Source organism: Citrobacter sp. Cpo040 (genome assembly GCF_030332915.1).
Classification (GTDB): Bacteria; Pseudomonadota; Gammaproteobacteria; order Enterobacterales; family Enterobacteriaceae; genus Citrobacter; species Citrobacter portucalensis.
In genome coordinates this window covers 1,316,672-1,336,555 of sequence record NZ_JAOWGX010000034.1, presented here as the reverse complement: position 1 = coordinate 1,336,555, position 19,884 = coordinate 1,316,672, and the positions used below count along the sequence as shown (strand labels likewise).

Below are 19,884 nucleotides of genomic sequence, written 5' to 3'. Positions count from 1 at the left end.
CGAAAAACGGGGAAAAAGAGAAGGGGTGAGAGGACGAAGAGGCGCTTCGTCCTGCTTAATGGCAGAAATCGTTAACTTTTTAACGTCTCAATGACAGCCTGATGCGCACCGTATTGGGCAATGCGTTGCCAGGCCTGCTGAATGGCCGCGACAAACTGCGGATTCTGTACGAGATCGGTAGCGAAAATCTCGCGCAGCGAAAGCAGGGCGTTGACGCGTTCTGACTCTGTGCTCTGTTTAACCAGAGCGGCAATTTTTTCACTCAACGGGTCACGAACATCAATAGCGGTGCCTGAATCATCCACGCCGCTCACATAACGCATCCAGCCTGCGACGCCGAGCGCCAGCAGTGGCCACTCACTTTGGCGGGCTAAATGTACGCGGATCCCTTCCAACATGCGCTGGGGTAATTTCTGGCTACCGTCCATCGCGATTTGCCAGGTTTTATGTTTCAACGCTGGGTTGGCAAAACGCTCCAACAGGCTTAGGGCATACTGGTCTAAATCCACATCGGTAATTTGCAGCGTAGGTGCCTGTTCGTTGAGCATCAGGCGGTAAGCGGCTTCACGAAATGCGCTGTCCTGCATACAGTCGCTGATGTGCTGGAACCCGGCCAGATAGCCGAGATAAGCGAGAAACGAATGACTGCCGTTCAGCATCCGCAGTTTCATTTGTTCCCACGGCAACACATTTTCGACCATCTGGACGCCCGCCGTTTCCCATTGTGGGCGGCCACACACAAAATTATCTTCAATCACCCACTGGATAAACGGTTCGCAGCTGATTGCGCAAGGATCGGCAACCCCCAGCTCGCGGGCAATTTCGGCCAGTGACTCTTCAGTGGCGGCAGGGACAATGCGGTCGACCATGGTGCCAGGGAAACTGACATGCTCCTGAATCCAGGTTGCCAGTTCCGGTGAACGTTTCTCCGCCATTCCAAGGACGGCGTTTTTTACCACATGACCATTGTCCGGGATGTTATCGCAAGAGAGGACGGTAAACGGCTGTAGCCCGCGTTCACGTCGACGGTGTAGGGCTTCAACAATAATTCCGGGGGCAGAGTGCGGTTCAGTCGGTGTTTGCAGATCGTGAGCAATACGTGGATTACTGAGGTCTAGCGAGCCTGTCGCCGGATCGATGCAGTAGCCTTTTTCTGTGATGGTTAGCGAGACAATAACCACCTGAGGTTCGCAGAATTTTTCGATAATGGCCGCCAGCGAATCCAGCCTGGCGTTGAGACATTCGTTGACGGCACCGATAACAATTGGCTGGTTGCCGTTGGCCCCTTTTTCCAGCACGGTAAATAAATGATCCTGTTCGCGCAGTTGGCTCATCAGTCGATCGCCGCTGAACAGACTGATCTCACAAATACCCCAGTCTCCACCCTGCGCATTCAGCACCCTGTCGGTTAGTAACGCCTGATGGGCGCGGTGAAAAGCACCGAAACCAAAATGCACAATCCGCGTTTTTAATTGCTGGCGGTCGTATTGCGGCATCATGACATTTTCCGCCAGTGGCGCTGAGGCAATAGTTTTCATTTAATACACCTGATTAACCATAAATTAACAATGGCAGTATAAAGTTATATGACAACAAATTGAATTGGTGTGCCTCATTTATCCGGGGAATGTGAGCTTGATCAACCAATCATCGGCAATGTGTTGATCAGTTGACGGATGCCTGTATGGTAGTCGTCATTAAGATGATTTAATTTGGTATAACAACTTGTGAGGTGAAACAATGGAACAAACCTGGCGTTGGTACGGACCTAACGATCCGGTATCGCTTGATGATGTGCGTCAGGCTGGCGCAACGGGTGTTGTGACCGCCTTGCACCATATTCCTAACGGTGAAGTGTGGCCGGTAGAAGAAATTCAGCAGCGTCAGGCCATTCTGGCTGAAAAAGGGCTGACCTGGTCGGTAGTGGAAAGTATCCCTGTCCACGAAGATATCAAAACGCGTTCAGGTCAATATCAAACGTGGATTGCCAACTATCAGCAGAGTATCCGTAATCTGGCGACCTGTGGTATCGATACGGTGTGCTATAACTTCATGCCGATCCTCGACTGGACGCGTACCGACCTCGAATATCAGCTGCCGGATGGTTCCAAAGCGCTGCGTTTTGACCAGATTGCTTTTGCGGCCTTCGAACTTCACATTCTGCAACGCCCGGGAGCTGAAGCGGATTATACCGCCGAAGAACAACGCCAGGCGCTGGACTACTTCAATGCCATGAGCGATGCAGAAATTGAAAAGCTGACCCGCAATATCATTGCTGGTCTGCCTGGTGCAGAAGAGGGCTATACGCTGGATCAGTTCCGTGCGCGTCTCGCTGAATACGACGGCATCAGCAAGGACGATCTGCGCGATAATATGGCGGTATTCCTGCGGGCGATTGTGCCAGTGGCAGAAGAAGTCGGCGTACGTCTGGCCGTGCATCCTGACGATCCGCCGCGCCCGATCCTCGGCCTGCCGCGTATTGTTTCGACTATTGAAGATATGCAATGGCTGAAAGAAACGGTCGATAGCATTAATAATGGTTTCACCATGTGCACCGGTTCTTACGGCGTGCGCGCTGATAACGATCTGGTGAAAATGATCGAAACCTTTGGCGATCGAATCCACTTCACGCACCTGCGCTCAACCTGTCGTGAAGATAACCCGAAAACCTTCCATGAAGGTGCGCACCTGCAGGGCGATGTGGATATGGTATCGGTGGTGGCTGCCATTTTGAGCGAAGAGCAGCGGCGTAAAAAAGCGGGCGACCTGCGTCCTATCCCGATGCGTCCGGATCATGGACACCAGATGCTTGACGATCTGCACAAGAAAACCAACCCGGGCTACTCTGCGATTGGTCGCCTGAAAGGCCTGGCAGAAGTCCGTGGCGTTGAGCTGGCGCTGAAACAAACGCAGTTCCGCGATCTACTGTAAGTCTAACAACAGGGATTGCGCGACAAGCGCGATCCCTGTTTTTCATCAAGGCTGCGCGAGCGCCTGCTCCAGCACTGTCAGCACTTTATTGATCTGCTGTATCTGCAATCCACCAAATCCAAAAAACATAACGGCATCGCTGTTGTCTTTGCGCCATGCGGCTTCTGATCCATTTTCTATATCCGGCAGAGTGTCGAAACGGATCCCGGCCAACAGGCAGCATTGTTGCAACCTGGTGATGAATTCTGCGTGTCTGTCAATGCGTAACGAGAGGTGCAGACCTGCCGTTGCGCCAGCGATTTTCCCTTCGGGAAACAGAGTGGAAAGGCCATCGCGTAACAGGGTGAGGCGTGTCGCATAGCTGCAGGCCAGCTTGCTGATATGCGTATAGAACACCTGGTTTTGCATCAGTTCGGCCAAAAATTGCTGCAACAACCACTGACTGCCGTTGTTATTGAGCGCTTTCATATTCTGTACCGCCGGAAGCAATTCATCAGGGCAAATAAGATAGCCAAGCCGTGCGCCTGGCCCCAGCGTTTTAGAAAATGTCCCCATGTAGATAACCCGGTTGTGATAATCCATGGCTTTCAGCGCGGGAAGGGGATTTTCCCCATAGGTAAAAACGGCATCGTAATCATCTTCAATGATGTAAGCGCCGACGCGTTGCGCCCACGTTAATAATGACTGACGGCGCTCCAGTGAAAGCACGCTTCCCATCGGATACTGATGCGCTGGAGTAACATAACAAAGCTGGGTTTCATACTCGGGTAAATTATCTGTTTGCAGTCCGTGGTTATCTACGGCAATTGACGTAATGTCTGCACCGTAATAATTAAAAAGATGCCATGCGCCAGAATAACAAGGGGATTCCGTCACAATATGGCACTTTTTTTGCTGACTGACAGCATGATGAATAATAAATATTTGGCTGAGCAGTGATAATCCTTCCTGAATCCCGTTGGTAATGATGATGTTCTCTGCTCGGGTATTAATTCCGCGGGATAAATTAAGGTATCTGACCAATTGCTCACGCAGTGAAAATAATCCACTTGGTGAATGGTATCGGGTAAATAATTGTTCTTTAAGTATGCTTGGAGCATTATTCCATTTCCGCCAGCTTGACCAGGGAAAAGCGTTGGGATCGGGGACGCCCATCCGACAGTAGCACTCTCGTCCAGGCTCGGCGTAAACATCGGTTGAGACTCCGGCAGCTTTAGGTTTTGTCGGCGGAGAACCCTGGGTAACGGGCACATGCGTTGGTGTTATACGTACAGGCGTGGTGAATATCACTTCATAGCCAATGCCGTGTCGGCTCTTGATTAACCCTGCTGCCATAAGCTTATCATAGGCCATCACTACCGTTATTTTGGCTACGTTCAATACCTGAGCCTGCTCGCGAATAGAGGGAAGCTTATCGCCACAAAGCAAATCTCCCCGCTGAATAGCCTGGAAATAAAATTGGAAAATTTGCAATTGCAGCGGAGTGCGGAGTTCTCTATTGAGCGTTAATGTAAGCATGAGGAATTCCTTATTAATATATGGCCACTATATTACGAATTTCTCGTTTTTACTATTTGATACACCTCATGGAGTAGCAGCTGTTCCTATAGCTTGCTATCGCTGTCTCTATTTTTGATTTTTATTATCCCTTAGCGTGTCGCTATTAAAAAATGGAGGCAAGCATGTCGTGGATAAGAAAGAACGCATTGTGGTGCGTATTGGCTGGGGCGGTGGCAATGGCCCTGGCTATTTGGGGAACGTGGCAAGGCGTTCATTACACCAGTACCACCGAATTTTGTTTATCGTGTCACTCGATGCGCACGGCTGGAGAGGAATATAAAACCAGCGTGCATTTTCGTAACGCATCTGGCGTGCGGGCTGAGTGTAAGGATTGTCATATTCCCCCGGGCGTTGTTCCAACGCTTGTTCGTAAAACTGAAGCCTTAAACGACCTCTATCACACCTTTATTTCTCCTTCTATCGATACTCCTGAAAAGTTTGCTGCCAAACGCCCGGAGCTGGCTCAGCGGGAGTGGGCACGCATGAGCGCGAATAATTCAGCGGCGTGTAAATCCTGCCATAGCTATGAGGCAATGGATCATGGCAAGCAATCGGCAAACGCGGCTGCGCAAATGACCGCAGCGGCAGCAAAAGACAGTAACTGTATCGATTGTCACAAAGGAATAGCCCATCACAAACCCGATATGAGCAGCGGTTTTCGCGATCGCTATAAGCAGCTACAGCGTCAAGGAGATACGCCAACGGATGCGACCACACTGTTTTCATTAAGCGAAAAATCACTGGCGGCAACGGCAGGGAGTCCGGTCGGGAAGGCGCTGTTATTTCCTGCTACCGAGGTCAAGGTGCTGAAAAAAGAAGGCAGTAACGTGCAGCTCGAAATCACGGGCTGGCGAGAAAGCAAAGGGCGTGGACGGGTGATCACTCAGTATATGGGGAAACGCGTTTTCTCCGCCGTTCTCGATGAGCCCCTGATGGCGAACGTAAAAGTGCTACAAACCCAGGTCGATCCTGACTCACATCAGGAATGGCAGCATGTGAGCGTCACCGCCTGGACCACCGATCAGGACTTTATCAACACGCTTGCGCCAATCTGGGAATACTCAGATCAAATGCTGCAATCCACCTGTAGTGCCTGTCATAGCACTCCTCCTACAACCCGATATACCGCTAACGGCTGGATCGCCGGACTGAAAGCCATGTCGACCTATTACCGGCTTAATCCGGTGGAGGAACGTACGTTGTTGAAATACCTCCAGACCCACGCCAGCGATGTGTCCGAAACCAACAAAAAGTAAGGATAATGTATGGATATTCATGACTTTAATCCGTCCCGCCGCCGTTTTCTCAACGGAATGCTGGCGGTGGGGGCTGCCAGCGCACTGGCGCCTAATCCGCTGATATCAAAAGTGTGGGCGGCGGGGGAAAATCCCGAGCAGTGGATCCAATCTGGTTCGCACTATGGCGCTTTTGAAGCCAAAGTGGTCAACGGTGAGTGGACCGAAACCCGTCCGTTCAAACATGACAAATACCCCTGCGATATGCTGAACGCGGTGCGTGAAGTGGTCTACAACCCGTCGCGGGTACGCTACCCGATGGTGCGTCTGGACTGGCTGCGTAAGCGTGAGAAGTCAGATCGCAGTCAGCGCGGAGATAACCGTTTTGTTCGGGTCAGTTGGGATCAGGCGCTGGATCTGTTTTACGAAGAGCTGGAGCGGGTGCAAAAAACCTATGGCTCATCAGGCGTATTTACCGGGCTTGCCGACTGGCAAATGGTGGGCAAATACCATAAAGCGGGCGGGGCGATGGATCGGGGACTTGGCCTGCATGGTAGCTATGTGACAACCGTCGGCGACTATTCTGCGGCAGCGGCACAGGTCATTTTACCGCATGTGATTGGTTCGCTGGAAGTTTATGAGCAGCAGACGTCGCTTCCGCTGGTGATTCAAAACAGCAATACCATCGTGCTGTGGGGCTGCGATCCGATCAAGAACTTGCAGATCGAGTTTTTGGTTCCCGATCACGATGCGTTTGGCTACTGGCAGCAGATTAAAGAGGCGATAGCGCAGGGTAAGATGCGCGTTATCAGTGTTGATCCGGTGCGGAGCAAGTCGCAAAACTATCTTGGCTGCGAGCAGTTGGCGTTGCGGCCACAAACCGATGTGGCGTTAATGCTGGCGCTGGTGCATACCTTGTACGAAGAAAAACTGTACGACACGGCGTTTATTACCGATTACACCGTCGGCTTTGAGCAGTTTTTGCCGTATCTGCTGGGCGAAACCGATAAACAGCCGAAAAATGCCGAATGGGCGGCTGAAATCTGCGGCCTGACGGCAGAGCAGATCCGAGACTTCGCCCGCCTGTTGGTGAAAGGGCGGACACAGTTTATGGGCGGTTGGTGCGTACAACGCATGCACCATGGTGAGCAGTATCCGTGGATGCTGGTGGTGCTGGCCAGCATGGTCGGTCAAATTGGTTTGCCCGGCGGCGGGGTAGGATTTGGCTGGCACTACAACGGTGGCGGTACGGTAACATCCGCCGGGCCTGTGCTTTCTGGACTGGGAGGGATCACGAATCCCCCGCAGGCAAAGTACAACGCGGATTTTCGCGGCGCATCGGAGCATATCCCCACTTCGCGTATCGTTGACTGCCTGCTTGAGCCGGGCAAGAAGGTTGCCTTTAACGGCGAGACGTTAACCTGGCCTGACATCAAAATGGCGATCTACAGCGCGGCGAATCCATTTCATGCGCAGCAGGACAGGAATCGCGTGATCGACGCGTGGAAGAAGCTGGAAACCGTGGTGGTGTTGGATCACCAATGGACCGCGTCGTGCCGATTTGCCGATATCGTCCTGCCCGTTACTACCCGCTTTGAACGTAACGATATTGAGCAGTTCGGTACGCATTCGAATAAAGGGCTGATGGCGTTGCATCAGATCGTCAAACCGCAATATGAAGCGCGACATGATTTTGATGTATTTGCCGGGCTGTGTAAGCGCTTTGACAAGGAAGCGGTGTACCGTGAAAACCGTGATGAAATGCAGTGGATACAGGCGCTTTATGACGAAGGCGTGAAGATGGGAGCGTCGCTCGGTGTCTCATTACCGGATTTCACAACGTTCTGGCAGGGGGACGGATATATTGAATATCCGCCGGGGCTGCCGTGGGTACGTCACGGTGAGTTTCGCGACCAGCCAGACCTGAATCCGCTGGGAACGCCGTCAGGTCTGATTGAAATCTACAGCAAAACCATCGCGGGCTTTGCCTATGAGGATTGTCCGGGGCATCCGGTGTGGATGGAACCCTTTGAGCGTACCCATAGCGGCAAAAAAGATAAATACCCGCTGCATCTGCAATCCTGCCATCCGGATAAACGTCTGCATTCCCAACTGTGCTCTAGCGAGGCGTTTCGCAACACCTATGCGGTTGCCGGAAGAGAGCCGCTTTATATCAGTGAACAGGATGCCACCGCTCGTGGCTTAAAAGCCGGTGATATCGCCCGCGTCTTCAACGCTCGTGGTCAGGTACTGGCTGGCGTAGTTGTCAGCCCGGATTTTTCCCCTGGCGTGGTCCGTATTCATGAAGGTGCATGGTACTCCCCGCAGGAAGGGGGGGAAGCCGGGACATTATGCACTTATGGCGACCCGAACGTGCTGAGCGCGGATATCGGTACTTCACAGCTGGCCCAGGGGCCTTCAGCGCATACCGTGCTGGTGGAGGTCGAGCGTTATCAGCAGAAAGCCCCGCAGGTGACGGCTTTCGGTGGTCCGCAGATTGTGAAAGAGGAGGGGACCAGTGCAGCATAAGCAAATTCATCAGCAGCGGGCAGCTGTGTACCAGTGGTTTTCGCAACTGTTATTTCGTGAGCTGGATGAAAAACAGCTCGCCAGTCTGGAAAACGGCGATAGCCAGGCTTGGATTGCCTCACTGGCGGCGGTTCCTGGAGTGTCTGCCGAGGTTAAACGTTTTGAGCGCAGCCTGGGCCGGGTTTTGCGGCGCGACTCCCGACAGCTGGAGCTGGCAGCAGATTTTGCCTCGCTGTTTCTGCTGGCCCCGCCTGCTAGTGTTTCTCCCTATGCAGGGCACTATCCACACACGACAGCGGCAGAAGAACGTCGGCAAATGAATGTGCTGCTGATTGAGCAAGGTCTGGCAGCGCGAGAGAATGAACCCTCCGATCATATTGCTGTGCAGTTGGCATTAATGGCGAGGATGGTTGCTAAAGAGGAGAGGCTATCGGCGCAATATTACTTTTTGCATCATCATATTCTGTGCTGGGCACCGTTATTTCGCGATGCTTGTCTGGTGCGGGATAACGAGGGGTTTTATCCTCAGACGGTGAATCTGATAGTGCGTTTTATGCAAGAGGATGAACAGTATCTGGAGTCGTTGCTGATGGATGATTTTTATTTCAGCAGCCAGCGCTGAAAATGAAAAAAGGGACAGCCTGCGTTGTAATGCCAGTCAGTTAGCGCCTCAGTTTCAGTAAACTGGCGGAGGTTAAGAACATGCTATCTCGGAGATAGAGTTCCGTTCACCTCATGTTCATCGTTTCTCTGAAACACGGATTCCCGTGAACGTGTAAAGGGCGTTCTCCGCCACGCCCTTTACACGTTCACGGGAATCGGTGCTTCAGAGAAATGACACCGCTGAGGTGAACGGAATCCTGAGCCGGAATCACATGTTCACCATACATGCTTAAAAGACGAGCATTACAGCCAGCGCTGTCCCTTGCCGTCACTGCGCAGCAGAAAATTAATCTGCACGGCCCATATAGCGACGTTCTTCGATATGAATACGGATTTTTTCACCCGCACTCAGATACTCAGGAACCTGGATCACCAGACCAGTGCTCAGGGTAGCTGGCTTGTTGCGCGCACTCGCTGAAGCACCTTTAATACCCGGTGAGGTTTCAACGATTTCCAGGTCTACGGTCTGCGGCAGTTCAAGCGCCAGCAGTTGGCCGTCCCAGGTCAGTACCTGCATATCCGGCATACCGCCTTCCGGCATGAACAGCAGCTCTTCTTCAATCTGGTCTTTGGTGAAGGTATACGGGGTATAGTCTTCTTTATCCATAAAGATGTATTCGTTGCCATCGACGTAGGAAAAATCAACGCCACGACGGCTCAGAGTGACGGTATCCACGATATCGTCGCCTTTGAAGCGCTCTTCAACTTTCAGACCGGTACGCACATCAGAAAAACGCATTTTGTACAGCGTGGCAGCACCACGTGCAGACGGTGATTGAATATCGATATCTTTTACAATCAGCAGTTTGCCGTTGTAGTTCAGTACCATACCTTTTTTAATTTCGTTCGCTCTTGGCATCGAAAAAATCCTGTAGTGAGGAGTGTCTAAAATATCGCGTAAAACTACTCGCGCCGGGGCATTCAGGCAAGCGGAATTCATGCTTTTGCTGGTGCAAAAAAGGTGGTACTGTGCCCTTCCCGCACAATCCGATGGTTTACGATAAAGAGAGTACTGTATGGAATGCCGTCCGGATTGTGGTGCATGCTGCACCGCGCCTTCAATCTCCAGTCCCATCCCCGGTATGCCTGATGGCAAGCCCGCTAATACGCCCTGCGTTCAGTTGGATGAATCCCTGCGTTGCAAAATTTTTGCGTCGCCGCTACGACCAAAGGTGTGCGGCGGTTTACAGCCCAGTGCGGAAATGTGTGGGCGGACGACGCACCAGGCCATGGTTTATCTCATCGAGCTTGAAGCGCTAACCGCGCCTTAAACGTCCTTGATGCGTGCCAGGCACGCGACGGTGGCGACGATCATCACCAGTGCAAACCAGAACACCGCGTGATAGTTCCAAATTTCAGCGGCAATCCCCGCCAGCGATCCAGCAATAATCCAGCCCACGCGAATGGTATTCGTATAGAGGGTGGTGGCTGAACCCGCCTGTCCCGGCATCAGGTCCTGGAAATAGAGCATACCAATCCCGCCGAGAATACCGATGTAAATCGCGTTCAGCAGCTGTAAGCCAAGCAATATTGCCGGAGAGTGAGCCAGCAGCATACCGGCATAAAAGAAGAATCCGGCAACGACGGCAATTCTCATCAACAGACGTTTACCCAGACGCTTTGCAAAATAGCCAGCAATCAGCATGGTTGGGATTTCCAGTCCGGCTGCGGTGCCCATCATGATGCCCGCCAGTTTTTCCGGCAGATGCAGTTCGTTGATGATAAACAGCGGCATATTAATGATATAGAGACTATTGGTTCCCCACATTAATGTGCAGATAACAAACAGCAGCAACGTGTCGCGTCGATTGCGGCGCGGGGCCTCAACTGCGCCTGTCGCGAGAGGCACGTTTTTACTCATTGAGGGTAAAAACAGCCAGACCATTACGCCGCAGACAACAAACGCCACCGCCGCGCTGAGATACATCACCGTAAAGCTGAATCCCATGGCCAGCGCGTAGGCCAGCGGCGGGCCAATTACCCAGGCTAGCGAAACCTGCGCACGTAATATTGAGCTGAACATGACGGCTTCCCGACCTGTGCGGTCGGCGTGTTCACGGGCGAGAGCAAACATTTGCGGGTTGGCGGTCGATCCAAAGCTGCTGAGGAATACCCCGACAAACAGCAAGATAAAATAATTACGGTTCCAGGCGAACAGCACGCAGGCCAGCATCCCCAGCACGCAGCAAAACACAATCAGGTTCTTGCGATCGCCTTTTCTATCTGAACGTCCGGCCAGAAACTGACTTACCAGAATACCGATCACAGCGCTACCGGTAAAAAAGAACCCGACCATGCCGGGACGGGCGTGGACTTCATCCGTCAGAAAAAGGCTGAGCGTTGGCGTCTGCAACGCACCGGCGATACCCGTCAGAAATGCGACAAGCAGGAACGCCGAAGACGTTAAATCAAACGCCTTGGGTGTGGCGGCTACGGGGGTGTTATGCATGTTTTGATATCAATGATGTGAAGAGACGCGGAGTTTACGCCGCTTGTCAGAAAATAAACAGGGAGCCAAATCAAAATCGGCATCAAAAATCAAAATAGCATTTCAGTCAAAGAATGCTGTTTGCTGACGTTGCTGAATCTGACAAGCTGACGGCGTTTTTGCGTCAGCATTTTTTTCTCCTTCGCAGAGAAAATGTGCGTTATCTCTAAATTCAGCAAGTAATTTGTCAACTTTACTTGTGTGCTGAAGAAAAAAGAGCAAGACTTCTTGAAACGTTTCAGCGTCATCTTGCCTTAACTGATGGAGTCGGGTGACGCCTTTTTTCTCATGTTGGCTGAATCGTTTCAATTCAGCGGGAGAGGAGAATCATGTTCCAGTTATCTGTTCAGGATATTCACCCGGGCGAACAGGCCGGGAATAAAGAAGAGGCTATTCGCCAGGTTGCCGCTGCCTTAGTGCAGGCGGGTAACGTCGCGGAAGGCTACGTCGATGGCATGCTGGCGCGCGAACAACAGACGTCCACGTTCCTCGGCAACGGTATTGCGATTCCTCACGGTACGACGGACACGCGCGATCAGGTACTGAAAACCGGTGTGCAGGTATTTCAGTTTCCACAGGGCGTGACCTGGGGCGAAGGGCAGGTTGCTTATGTGGCAATCGGTATAGCCGCAAGCTCTGATGAACACCTCGGTTTACTGCGTCAGCTGACACACGTGCTGAGCGATGACTCCGTTGCTGAACAGCTGAAATCTGCGACCACGGCGGAAGAACTGCGTGCGCTGCTGATGGGTGAAAAGCAAAGTGAACAGCTGAAGCTTGATAACGAAACGCTGTCGCTGGATGTCGTGGCCAACTCGCTGGTGACGCTGCAGGCACTCAACGCGGCACGGCTGAAAGAAGTCGGTGCGGTTGACGCCACCTTTGTGGCCAGAGCAATCAATGAGCAGCCGATGAATCTTGGTCAGGGAATCTGGCTGAATGACTGTGCTGAAGGTAACGTGCGTAGCGCCGTTGCGGTCAGCCGTGCAGCAACAGCGTTCGATGTACAAGGTGAAGTTGCCGCCCTGTTGGTGACCGTCGCCATGAATGACGATCAACCGGTTGCGGTGCTGAAGCGCCTTGGCGATCTGCTGCTGAATAATAAAGCTGACCGTTTGTTGAAAGCTGATGCGGCAACGGTGCTGGCGCTGCTGACCAGCGATGATGCCTTAACTGATGATGTACTGAGCGCCGAATTTATCGTGCGCAATGAGCATGGTTTACATGCCCGCCCGGGCACCATGCTGGTGAATACGATTAAACAATTTAACAGTGAAATTACCGTGACAAATCTTGATGGAACCGGCAAGCCGGCGAATGGACGCAGTCTGATGAAAGTTGTGGCGTTAGGCGTGAAGAAAGGACATCACCTGCGCTTTACTGCACAGGGCGAAGATGCTGAACAGGCGCTGAAGGCGATTGGCGAAGCCATCGCGGCAGGTCTTGGGGAGGGCGCGTAATGAGCAGACGTGTTGCTACTATCACCCTTAACCCGGCCTACGACCTGGTGGGCTTCTGCCCGGAAATTGAACGCGGTGAAGTGAACCTGGTTAAAACCACCGGTCTGCATGCGGCAGGGAAAGGGATCAACGTCGCTAAGGTTTTGAAGGATTTAGGTATCGATGTCACTGTGGGCGGCTTCCTGGGCAAAGACAACCAGGATGGTTTTCAGCAGTTGTTCAGCGAGCTGGGCATTGCCAACCGTTTTCAGGTCGTGCAGGGCCGTACCCGTATTAACGTCAAGCTGACCGAAAAAGACGGTGAAGTATCTGACTTCAACTTCTCCGGCTTTGAAGTCACCCCGGCTGACTGGGAACGCTTTGTGAATGATTCGCTGAGCTGGCTGGGCCAGTTCGACATGGTGTGCGTCAGCGGCAGTTTGCCAACCGGCGTGAGCCCGGAAGCCTTCACCGACTGGATGACGCGCCTGCGTAGTCAGTGTCCTTGCATTATCTTTGATAGTAGTCGTGAAGCGTTGGTAGCAGGTCTGAAAGCGGCACCATGGCTGGTGAAGCCAAACCGTCGCGAACTGGAAATCTGGGCCGGTCGTAAGCTGCCGGAAATGAAAGATGTGATTGAAGCGGCGCATGCGCTGCGTGAACAGGGGATCGCTCATGTGGTGATTTCACTCGGCGCAGAAGGTGCGCTGTGGGTTAACGCCTCAGGTGAGTGGATTGCTAAACCGCCGTCAGTTGAGGTGGTCAGCACCGTCGGCGCGGGTGATTCAATGGTTGGCGGTCTGATTTACGGTCTGCTGATGCGTGAGTCCAGCGAACATACCCTGCGTCTGGCGACGGCTGTTGCCGCCCTGGCGGTAAGCCAAAGTAATGTAGGCATTACCGATCGTCCTCAGTTGGCCGCAATGATGGCGCGTGTCGACTTAAAACCGTTTAACTGACAGCAGGAGAGGCATAATGAAAACGCTGCTGATTATTGACGCTAATCTCGGCCAGGCTCGCGCTTACATGGCGAAAACCCTGCTTGGAGCGGCGGCACAGAAAGCACATCTGGAAATTATTGATAATCCGAATGATGCCGAACTGGCAATTGTTCTGGGCGATACGCTTCCTGCCGACAGTTCGCTGAACGGCAAAAAAGTCTGGCTGGGCGACATTGGTCGTGCGGTTGCGCATCCTGAACTCTTCCTCAGCGAAGCTAAAGGCCATGCAAAGCCCTACAGCGCCCCGGTTGCAACAGCACCTGTGGCCAGCAGTGGTCCAAAACGCGTGGTGGCGGTGACGGCGTGTCCGACCGGTGTTGCTCATACGTTTATGGCCGCTGAAGCGATTGAAACTGAAGCGAAAAAACGTGGCTGGTGGGTGAAGGTTGAGACCCGAGGTTCTGTTGGCGCAGGTAATGCCATTACGCCGGAGGAAGTGGCTCAGGCTGATCTGGTGATTGTGGCCGCTGACATTGAAGTTGATCTGGCGAAGTTTGCCGGCAAACCGATGTACCGCACCTCTACCGGTCTTGCGTTGAAGAAAACCAAGCAGGAGCTGGACAAAGCGCTGGAAGAAGCAACACCGTACCAGCCAACCGGTAAAGCGCAGACTTCAGCAACCGAAAGTAAGAAAGAGAGCGCGGGGGCGTATCGTCACCTGCTGACGGGCGTCTCTTACATGCTGCCGATGGTGGTTGCTGGCGGTCTGTGTATTGCACTCTCGTTCGCTTTTGGTATCGAAGCGTTTAAAGAGCAGGGGACGCTGGCGGCGGCGCTGATGCAGATTGGCGGTGGTTCAGCCTTCGCGCTGATGGTGCCGGTACTGGCAGGTTATATCGCGTTTTCCATCGCTGACCGTCCGGGTCTGACGCCGGGTCTTATCGGCGGTATGCTGGCGGTAAGCACCGGTTCCGGCTTTATTGGCGGGATTATTGCTGGTTTCCTTGCCGGTTATGTGGCGAAGCTTATCAGCACGAAGCTGAAACTCCCGCAGAGTATGGAAGCGCTGAAACCGATCCTGATCATTCCGCTGTTCTCAAGCCTGGTGGTTGGTCTGGCCATGATTTACCTGATCGGCAAACCGGTGGCGGGTATTCTGGAAGGTTTGACTCACTGGCTGCAAACCATGGGTACGGCCAATGCGGTGCTGCTTGGCGCGATTCTTGGCGGCATGATGTGTACCGACATGGGTGGTCCGGTTAACAAGGCGGCGTATGCTTTCGGTGTGGGTCTGCTGAGTACGCAAACTTATGCGCCGATGGCGGCCATCATGGCTGCGGGTATGGTACCTCCGCTGGCTCTGGGTCTGGCAACGCTGGTTGCGCGTCGTAAGTTCGACAAAGCGCAGCAGGAAGGCGGCAAAGCTGCCCTGGTACTGGGCCTGTGCTTTATCACCGAAGGGGCAATCCCGTTCGCTGCCCGTGACCCAATGCGCGTTCTGCCTTGCTGTATCGTTGGTGGTGCGATTACCGGGGCTATCTCGATGGCGGTGGGTGCGAAGCTGATGGCGCCACACGGCGGGCTGTTTGTCCTGTTAATCCCAGGCGCAATCACGCCGGTGTTGGGATACCTGCTGGCAATTATTGCTGGTACGCTGGTAGCCGGTCTCTCCTACGCGGTGCTGAAGCGCCCGGAAGCTGAGGTTGTGGCAAAGGCGGCCTGATTTAACGTCAATAGCAGGGGCAGAGAATTCTCTGCCCCTTTTTTATGCATTTACCTATACGTTGCAGCATCGCCACAATAATCCATCCAGCCTTAATAAAACGGGTCAGGCAATCATTGGCGCGATGATAAAACCAAAGGCAACGCCAGCAATGATCCCACCCAGTCCTGGAAGCATAAACGGATGGTTTAAGACATACTTGCCCACGCGCGTTGTCCCTGTGGTGTCGAACTCCATTGCCGCCAGCGAAGTCGGGTATGTTGGTAGAACAAACACCCCGGTTACCGCCACATAGGAGGCCAGAATTGCCCATGTAGGCACGCCGAGCGCAACGGCCAGAGGGATGATCAGCGGCGTGGTGGCGCCTTGCGAGTAAAGAAGCGCGCAGGTACCAAACAACACCAGTGCCAACAGCATGGGGTAAGCCCGTAGAATATCGCCTGCGATATCCTTAATCTCCGCTAAGTGGGCATCAATGAAGGTCGTTCCCAGTGTAACAATCCCGAGAATGACCGCCAGTGAACTCATCCCCGATCGAAACGTGGATGTCAGGACAATAGCATCGGTTGATGTTTTGCATAACACCACCATCAGGCAAGCGGCAGCCAGCATACAGATAATGATGATATCCCGGGTATTCATTGGGTTGCCTGCATCGAATCCAGGGCGTAGCTGCGGGCAGGCGGCAAGAATAACGATGACGACCGTTGCCAGCATAAACAGGGCGACTGAGAGTTTGGCACCCGGCGTGGTGCTGTTTTGCCCTTCATATTTACGCACTAATCCTTTTTGCAGGCGTTCCAGATAGACTTCATCATCCTGTAGCTCGCATCCCTGACGTGAGGCGATAAAAGCGGCAACCATCGCGGCGACAAAAGAAGCTGGCAGACATACAGCCATGACCTGAATAAAAGTGATACCGTTGCCTTCCATAATGGTCAGCATAGCCGCCATTGCGGCACTGATCGGCGAACCGGATATCGCCACCTGGGAGGCGACTACGGATCCGGCGAGCGTACGAGAAGGGCGGATACCGGACTCTTTGGCGACTTCGGCAATCACTGGCAGGGTAGAAAATACAATGAACCCTGTTCCGGCCATAATGGTCATCGACCAGGTGATAATCGGTGCAATAATATTGATATATTTAGGGTTACGCCGCATGAAATTACCGGCAACGCGAACCAGATAATCCATACCTCCTGCGGCCTGTAGCGCCGATGCTGCCACGACAACTGTCATAATAATGAGGATAACGTCAACGGGTGGCGAGCCAATTTGCAGATCAAATCCCAACGTTAAAATAGCCAGCCCCAGACCACCGCATAAACCGATACCTATTCCGCCGAGGCGGATACCAAAAAATATTGCACCCAACACGACGATAATTTCTAACCAAACCATAATGGCCTCCGCCAGAGAATAATTTGTTATTAAAATAAGTGGTTGTTTAATGCTTTATTAATCTGGTGACGGCTGTTATTGCGCCAGAAGATGATGTTTGCCAACTCGTTTTTCGTACCATTTAATACCGGCGCGAACTAATGATCCGGTTGAGTCAATATATTTATCTGGATACTTTCTGACTGCGTCGGCAAGAATGACGGGGACTTCAGTACATCCCAGTACAATGATTTGTGCGCCGCGTGAGAAGAGCACTTCAGCCTGTTCATTCATCAGCGTTTGTGCCCGCTTAAGGTCGCCAGCTTTTAAGCAATAAATACTTTCCATGACCTTATCCTGACCGGATGAATCAGGACTGATGCAGGTTAAACCAAGAGATTCTATGCCTTTTTGGTAGAGTCCCATGTAAAGGGTGGCGTTAGTAGCAAGTAAACCGATACGTGATTTTCCGCAGTTTTTGACCTCATTCATGGTTGTTTCAACGATACTGAGTAACTCTGTATGACAGCACTCTTTTAATTCATTAAACCAAAAGTGGGCGGTATTACAGGGGATCACAATACACTCCGCACCAGCATCTTCCAGTTTGTGCATATAATCACGCATTGCCGGAAGTGGGGAATGACCATGATGCATTAACGCATCAGTTCGGTCTGGAATATCAGGGATGGATGAAATAATTAATGGGATATGTTCCTGATCGCGTTGCGCTGCGGTAAAGGTGACGAATTTATTAAAAAGATCGACGGTTGCAGCAGGCCCCATACCACCAAGTACGCCAATTAAACCTTTCACGATATATACCTCTAATTTACCGATATTTAATATTCAGAGCTGGTGTCTATCTGGTGCTTATGTTTAACAGCAGAGTGTCGTGAGGAGAAATGCAATAATGTTTTGTTCAATGCAAAAAACGCATGAGTGTGATGTCTTTTACCACCTCGGCAGGCCGGTAATCAGCCAGAGGCCCGTCATTCAGCGGTGGATGAGCGGTCGTGGTCGATGGGTAAAGAAACATGTTAATGTCAAAAACGAAGGTATTATGCAAAAAACGAATCACCAGATGCTGATGTTGAATATCATCTCCGGGAATATTCAGGCATGATGCTTAAGACTAATCGACATATTTAAACATCCGCGTGACAGGCATGAAAAATATCGAGACAAAATGGTTATATGATTTTCTGACGCTGGAAGCGTGTCGTCATTTTTCTCAGGCCGCAGAGGAGCGCAACCTATCCCAACCGGCATTTAGCCGGCGGATCAAGGCGCTCGAATCCGCTGTTGGGGTGCTGCTGTTTGACCGTACGACAAGTCCACTGCAGCTGACGGAGGAGGGTAAGTTATTCCATTCGCAGACCCGTAGCCTGCTACAACAGCTGGAATGCAATTTAGATGAGCTAAGTGGTCACAACCTGCTTGGCGTTCCCAATATCAAAATAGCGGCGGCACATTCTCTGTCGCTGACGATGTTGCCCAGATTAGTACATTCAATGTCGGCATGGGGCGAAGAATTTGTTTACCACGTCGAAGCGATTGACGTAGTCCTGGCGGTGAATACATTGCGCGAAGGGAAAAGTGATTTCATTATCTCCTTTCGCGATGAAGACTTAATGCAGTCGCCTTTCTGCGGCTTGAAGGTTTTTGAGTCTGAGCTGTATCCCGTCTGTGCTGCGGATGCACAGGGTAAGGCGTTGTTTGATATCTATCAGCCGCAGGTGCCGATTCTGAACTATACCAGCACTTCCTACATGGGAAGATTGGTTAACCGTCACCTGGCGGAGGTGGGCAGTATTTCAGCGCGTACGCTGTTTATGTCTTCGATGAGTGAGCTATTGAAGAATATGGCATTGGATGGTCATGGTATCGCCTGGCTGCCAGCGTGGACGATCGTGAACGAACTACGGGATAAGCGCCTGGTTTGTCTGGACACGCCGGAGTTGATGGTGCCAATTCAGGCCTATATTTACCGAATGGATACCCGTTTGAATAAAACGGCAGAGCATTTCTGGCGGATTTTGTACAACCATATGCCAGAGGATCTGGTTACGCTCACTTGATACGCGCCAGCTTGTCTGGCGCGCGGAGATCGTTACGCCACTGCTTTTTCTGTTTGCTGGGCTTTCAGCCAGGCGATCTCTTCGGCCCATATATCCGGATTAATGGTTTCCAGTACCAGCGGAACACCGTCAAAACGATTATCCTGCATAATCCAACGGAAGGCATCATGGCCAATATTACCTTCACCCAGGCTGTGATGACGGTCAACGCGACTGCCAAACGCGCTCTTGGCGTCGTTCAGGTGCATACCGCGTAGATACTTGAAACCGACAATGCGTTCAAATTCCGCAAACGTCTTTTCGCACTCTTCTGCGGAACGCAAATCGTAACCCGCCGCGAAAGCGTGGCAAGTATCAATACAAACGCCAACACGGGACTTATCTTCGACGCCGTCGATAATGGCGGCCAGGTGCTCAAACTTGAATCCCAGATTACTACCTTGTCCGGCGGTATTTTCGATAACTGCCGTAACGCCCTGGGTCTGAGCGAGGACGATGTTGATGGATTCGGCAATGCGCGCCAGACATTCATCTTCCGGGATCTGCATCAAATGGCTGCCCGGGTGAAAGTTCAGCAGGGATAAGCCCAGCAGTTCACAGCGTTGCATTTCATCAAGAAACGCATCACGCGATTTTTCCAGCGCATCGCTGACCGGGTGACCGAGGTTAATCAGGTAACTGTCGTGAGGCAGGATTTGTGCGGAGGTGTAGTGGTATTTCTCGCAGGCAGATTTGAAATCATCAATGATTTCGGTGGTTAGCGGCGCAGCACGCCACTGGCGCTGATTCTTGGTGAACAGGGCGAATGCGGTCGCTTCGATTTCTGCGGCTCGAATAGCGGCGTTAGCCAGACCGCCAGCGGCGCTTACGTGCGCTCCGATATATTTCATAAATTTAACCCGCCATACTCA

Annotated in this window: 16 protein-coding genes; 9 read left to right on the top strand and 7 right to left on the bottom strand. The window is 52.2% G+C overall.

Annotated features, from left to right (window positions below):
• Window positions 1–71: 71 nt before the first annotated feature.
• Window positions 72–1,538, bottom strand: coding sequence for a mannitol dehydrogenase family protein (locus OGX86_RS11190; RefSeq protein ID WP_286640053.1), 1,467 nt, complete (start codon window positions 1,536–1,538; stop codon window positions 72–74).
• Window positions 1,539–1,740: 202 nt separating this feature from the next.
• Here OGX86_RS11190 and uxuA point away from each other — a divergent pair, with 202 nt between their 5' ends.
• The gene (uxuA, locus tag OGX86_RS11185; protein WP_048215901.1) at window positions 1,741–2,931 is read left to right on the top strand and encodes a mannonate dehydratase; all 1,191 of its coding nucleotides are present in this window, start codon (window positions 1,741–1,743) and stop codon (window positions 2,929–2,931) included.
• A gap of 45 nt (window positions 2,932–2,976) precedes the next feature.
• On the opposite strand, the gene pdxR is transcribed toward uxuA, so the two are convergent.
• The gene (gene pdxR / locus OGX86_RS11180) at window positions 2,977–4,449 is read right to left on the bottom strand and encodes a MocR-like pyridoxine biosynthesis transcription factor PdxR (protein ID WP_100272111.1); all 1,473 of its coding nucleotides are present in this window, start codon (window positions 4,447–4,449) and stop codon (window positions 2,977–2,979) included.
• A gap of 164 nt (window positions 4,450–4,613) precedes the next feature.
• Between pdxR and torC the strand changes: the two genes are divergently transcribed.
• The 3 genes from torC to torD are packed head-to-tail and all read left to right on the top strand — an operon-like array spanning window position 4,614 to window position 8,877.
• Entirely contained in the window at window positions 4,614–5,747 is a 1,134-nt protein-coding gene (torC, locus tag OGX86_RS11175; RefSeq protein WP_048224633.1) for a pentaheme c-type cytochrome TorC, read from the top strand.
• A 9-nt stretch (window positions 5,748–5,756) separates the two neighbouring features.
• A complete protein-coding gene (gene torA, locus OGX86_RS11170) occupies window positions 5,757–8,255 on the top strand; it encodes a trimethylamine-N-oxide reductase TorA (protein ID WP_286640051.1) in 2,499 nt (832 codons plus the stop codon).
• A complete protein-coding gene (gene torD, locus OGX86_RS11165; RefSeq protein ID WP_284878593.1) occupies window positions 8,245–8,877 on the top strand; it encodes a molecular chaperone TorD in 633 nt (210 codons plus the stop codon). Before torA ends, torD begins: the two co-directional genes overlap by 11 nt.
• Window positions 8,878–9,204: 327 nt before the next feature.
• On the opposite strand, the gene yeiP is transcribed toward torD, so the two are convergent.
• Window positions 9,205–9,777 carry an elongation factor P-like protein YeiP gene (gene yeiP, locus OGX86_RS11160; RefSeq protein WP_003027452.1) on the bottom strand — a complete coding sequence of 191 codons (573 nt, stop codon included), beginning with the start codon at window positions 9,775–9,777 and terminating at the stop codon, window positions 9,205–9,207.
• Between the two features lie 157 nt (window positions 9,778–9,934).
• Here yeiP and OGX86_RS11155 point away from each other — a divergent pair, with 157 nt between their 5' ends.
• Window positions 9,935–10,189: a YkgJ family cysteine cluster protein gene (locus OGX86_RS11155; protein WP_008785278.1), complete on the top strand. Its 255-nt coding sequence runs from the start codon at window positions 9,935–9,937 to the stop codon at window positions 10,187–10,189.
• On the opposite strand, the gene setB is transcribed toward OGX86_RS11155, so the two are convergent.
• On the bottom strand, window positions 10,186–11,367 hold the full coding sequence (gene setB, locus OGX86_RS11150; RefSeq protein WP_003834548.1) for a sugar efflux transporter SetB: 1,182 nt from the start codon (window positions 11,365–11,367) through the stop codon (window positions 10,186–10,188). The two genes, OGX86_RS11155 and setB, sit on opposite strands and share 4 nt — an antisense overlap.
• A 368-nt stretch (window positions 11,368–11,735) precedes the next feature.
• Here setB and fruB point away from each other — a divergent pair, with 368 nt between their 5' ends.
• Genes fruB through fruA form a run of 3 tightly spaced genes read left to right on the top strand, consistent with a single transcriptional unit; the run spans window position 11,736 to window position 15,509 of the window.
• Window positions 11,736–12,866, top strand: a complete 1,131-nt coding sequence (gene fruB / locus OGX86_RS11145; protein ID WP_125112606.1) for a fused PTS fructose transporter subunit IIA/HPr protein — start codon at window positions 11,736–11,738, stop codon at window positions 12,864–12,866.
• On the top strand, window positions 12,866–13,804 hold the full coding sequence (gene fruK / locus OGX86_RS11140) for a 1-phosphofructokinase (protein ID WP_003834544.1): 939 nt from the start codon (window positions 12,866–12,868) through the stop codon (window positions 13,802–13,804). Before fruB ends, fruK begins: the two co-directional genes overlap by 1 nt.
• A 16-nt stretch (window positions 13,805–13,820) precedes the next feature.
• On the top strand, window positions 13,821–15,509 hold the full coding sequence (fruA, locus tag OGX86_RS11135) for a PTS fructose transporter subunit IIBC (RefSeq protein ID WP_048215908.1): 1,689 nt from the start codon (window positions 13,821–13,823) through the stop codon (window positions 15,507–15,509).
• Between the two features lie 105 nt (window positions 15,510–15,614).
• Here fruA and OGX86_RS11130 read toward each other — a convergent pair whose 3' ends face one another.
• On the bottom strand, window positions 15,615–16,913 hold the full coding sequence (locus tag OGX86_RS11130) for an anaerobic C4-dicarboxylate transporter (RefSeq protein ID WP_008785273.1): 1,299 nt from the start codon (window positions 16,911–16,913) through the stop codon (window positions 15,615–15,617).
• Window positions 16,914–16,988: 75 nt separating this feature from the next.
• Complete coding sequence (cuyB, locus tag OGX86_RS11125; RefSeq protein WP_048224619.1) at window positions 16,989–17,708, bottom strand: cysteate racemase; 720 nt, start codon at window positions 17,706–17,708, stop codon at window positions 16,989–16,991.
• Window positions 17,709–18,061: 353 nt separating this feature from the next.
• Between cuyB and hypT the strand changes: the two genes are divergently transcribed.
• Window positions 18,062–18,973 (top strand): hypochlorite stress DNA-binding transcriptional regulator HypT, encoded by a 912-nt coding sequence (gene hypT / locus OGX86_RS11120; RefSeq protein ID WP_284105874.1) that lies wholly within the window; start codon window positions 18,062–18,064, stop codon window positions 18,971–18,973.
• A 32-nt stretch (window positions 18,974–19,005) separates the two neighbouring features.
• Here hypT and nfo read toward each other — a convergent pair whose 3' ends face one another.
• Entirely contained in the window at window positions 19,006–19,863 is an 858-nt protein-coding gene (gene nfo, locus OGX86_RS11115; protein ID WP_286640048.1) for a deoxyribonuclease IV, read from the bottom strand.
• Between the last annotated feature and the right edge of the window lie 21 nt (window positions 19,864–19,884).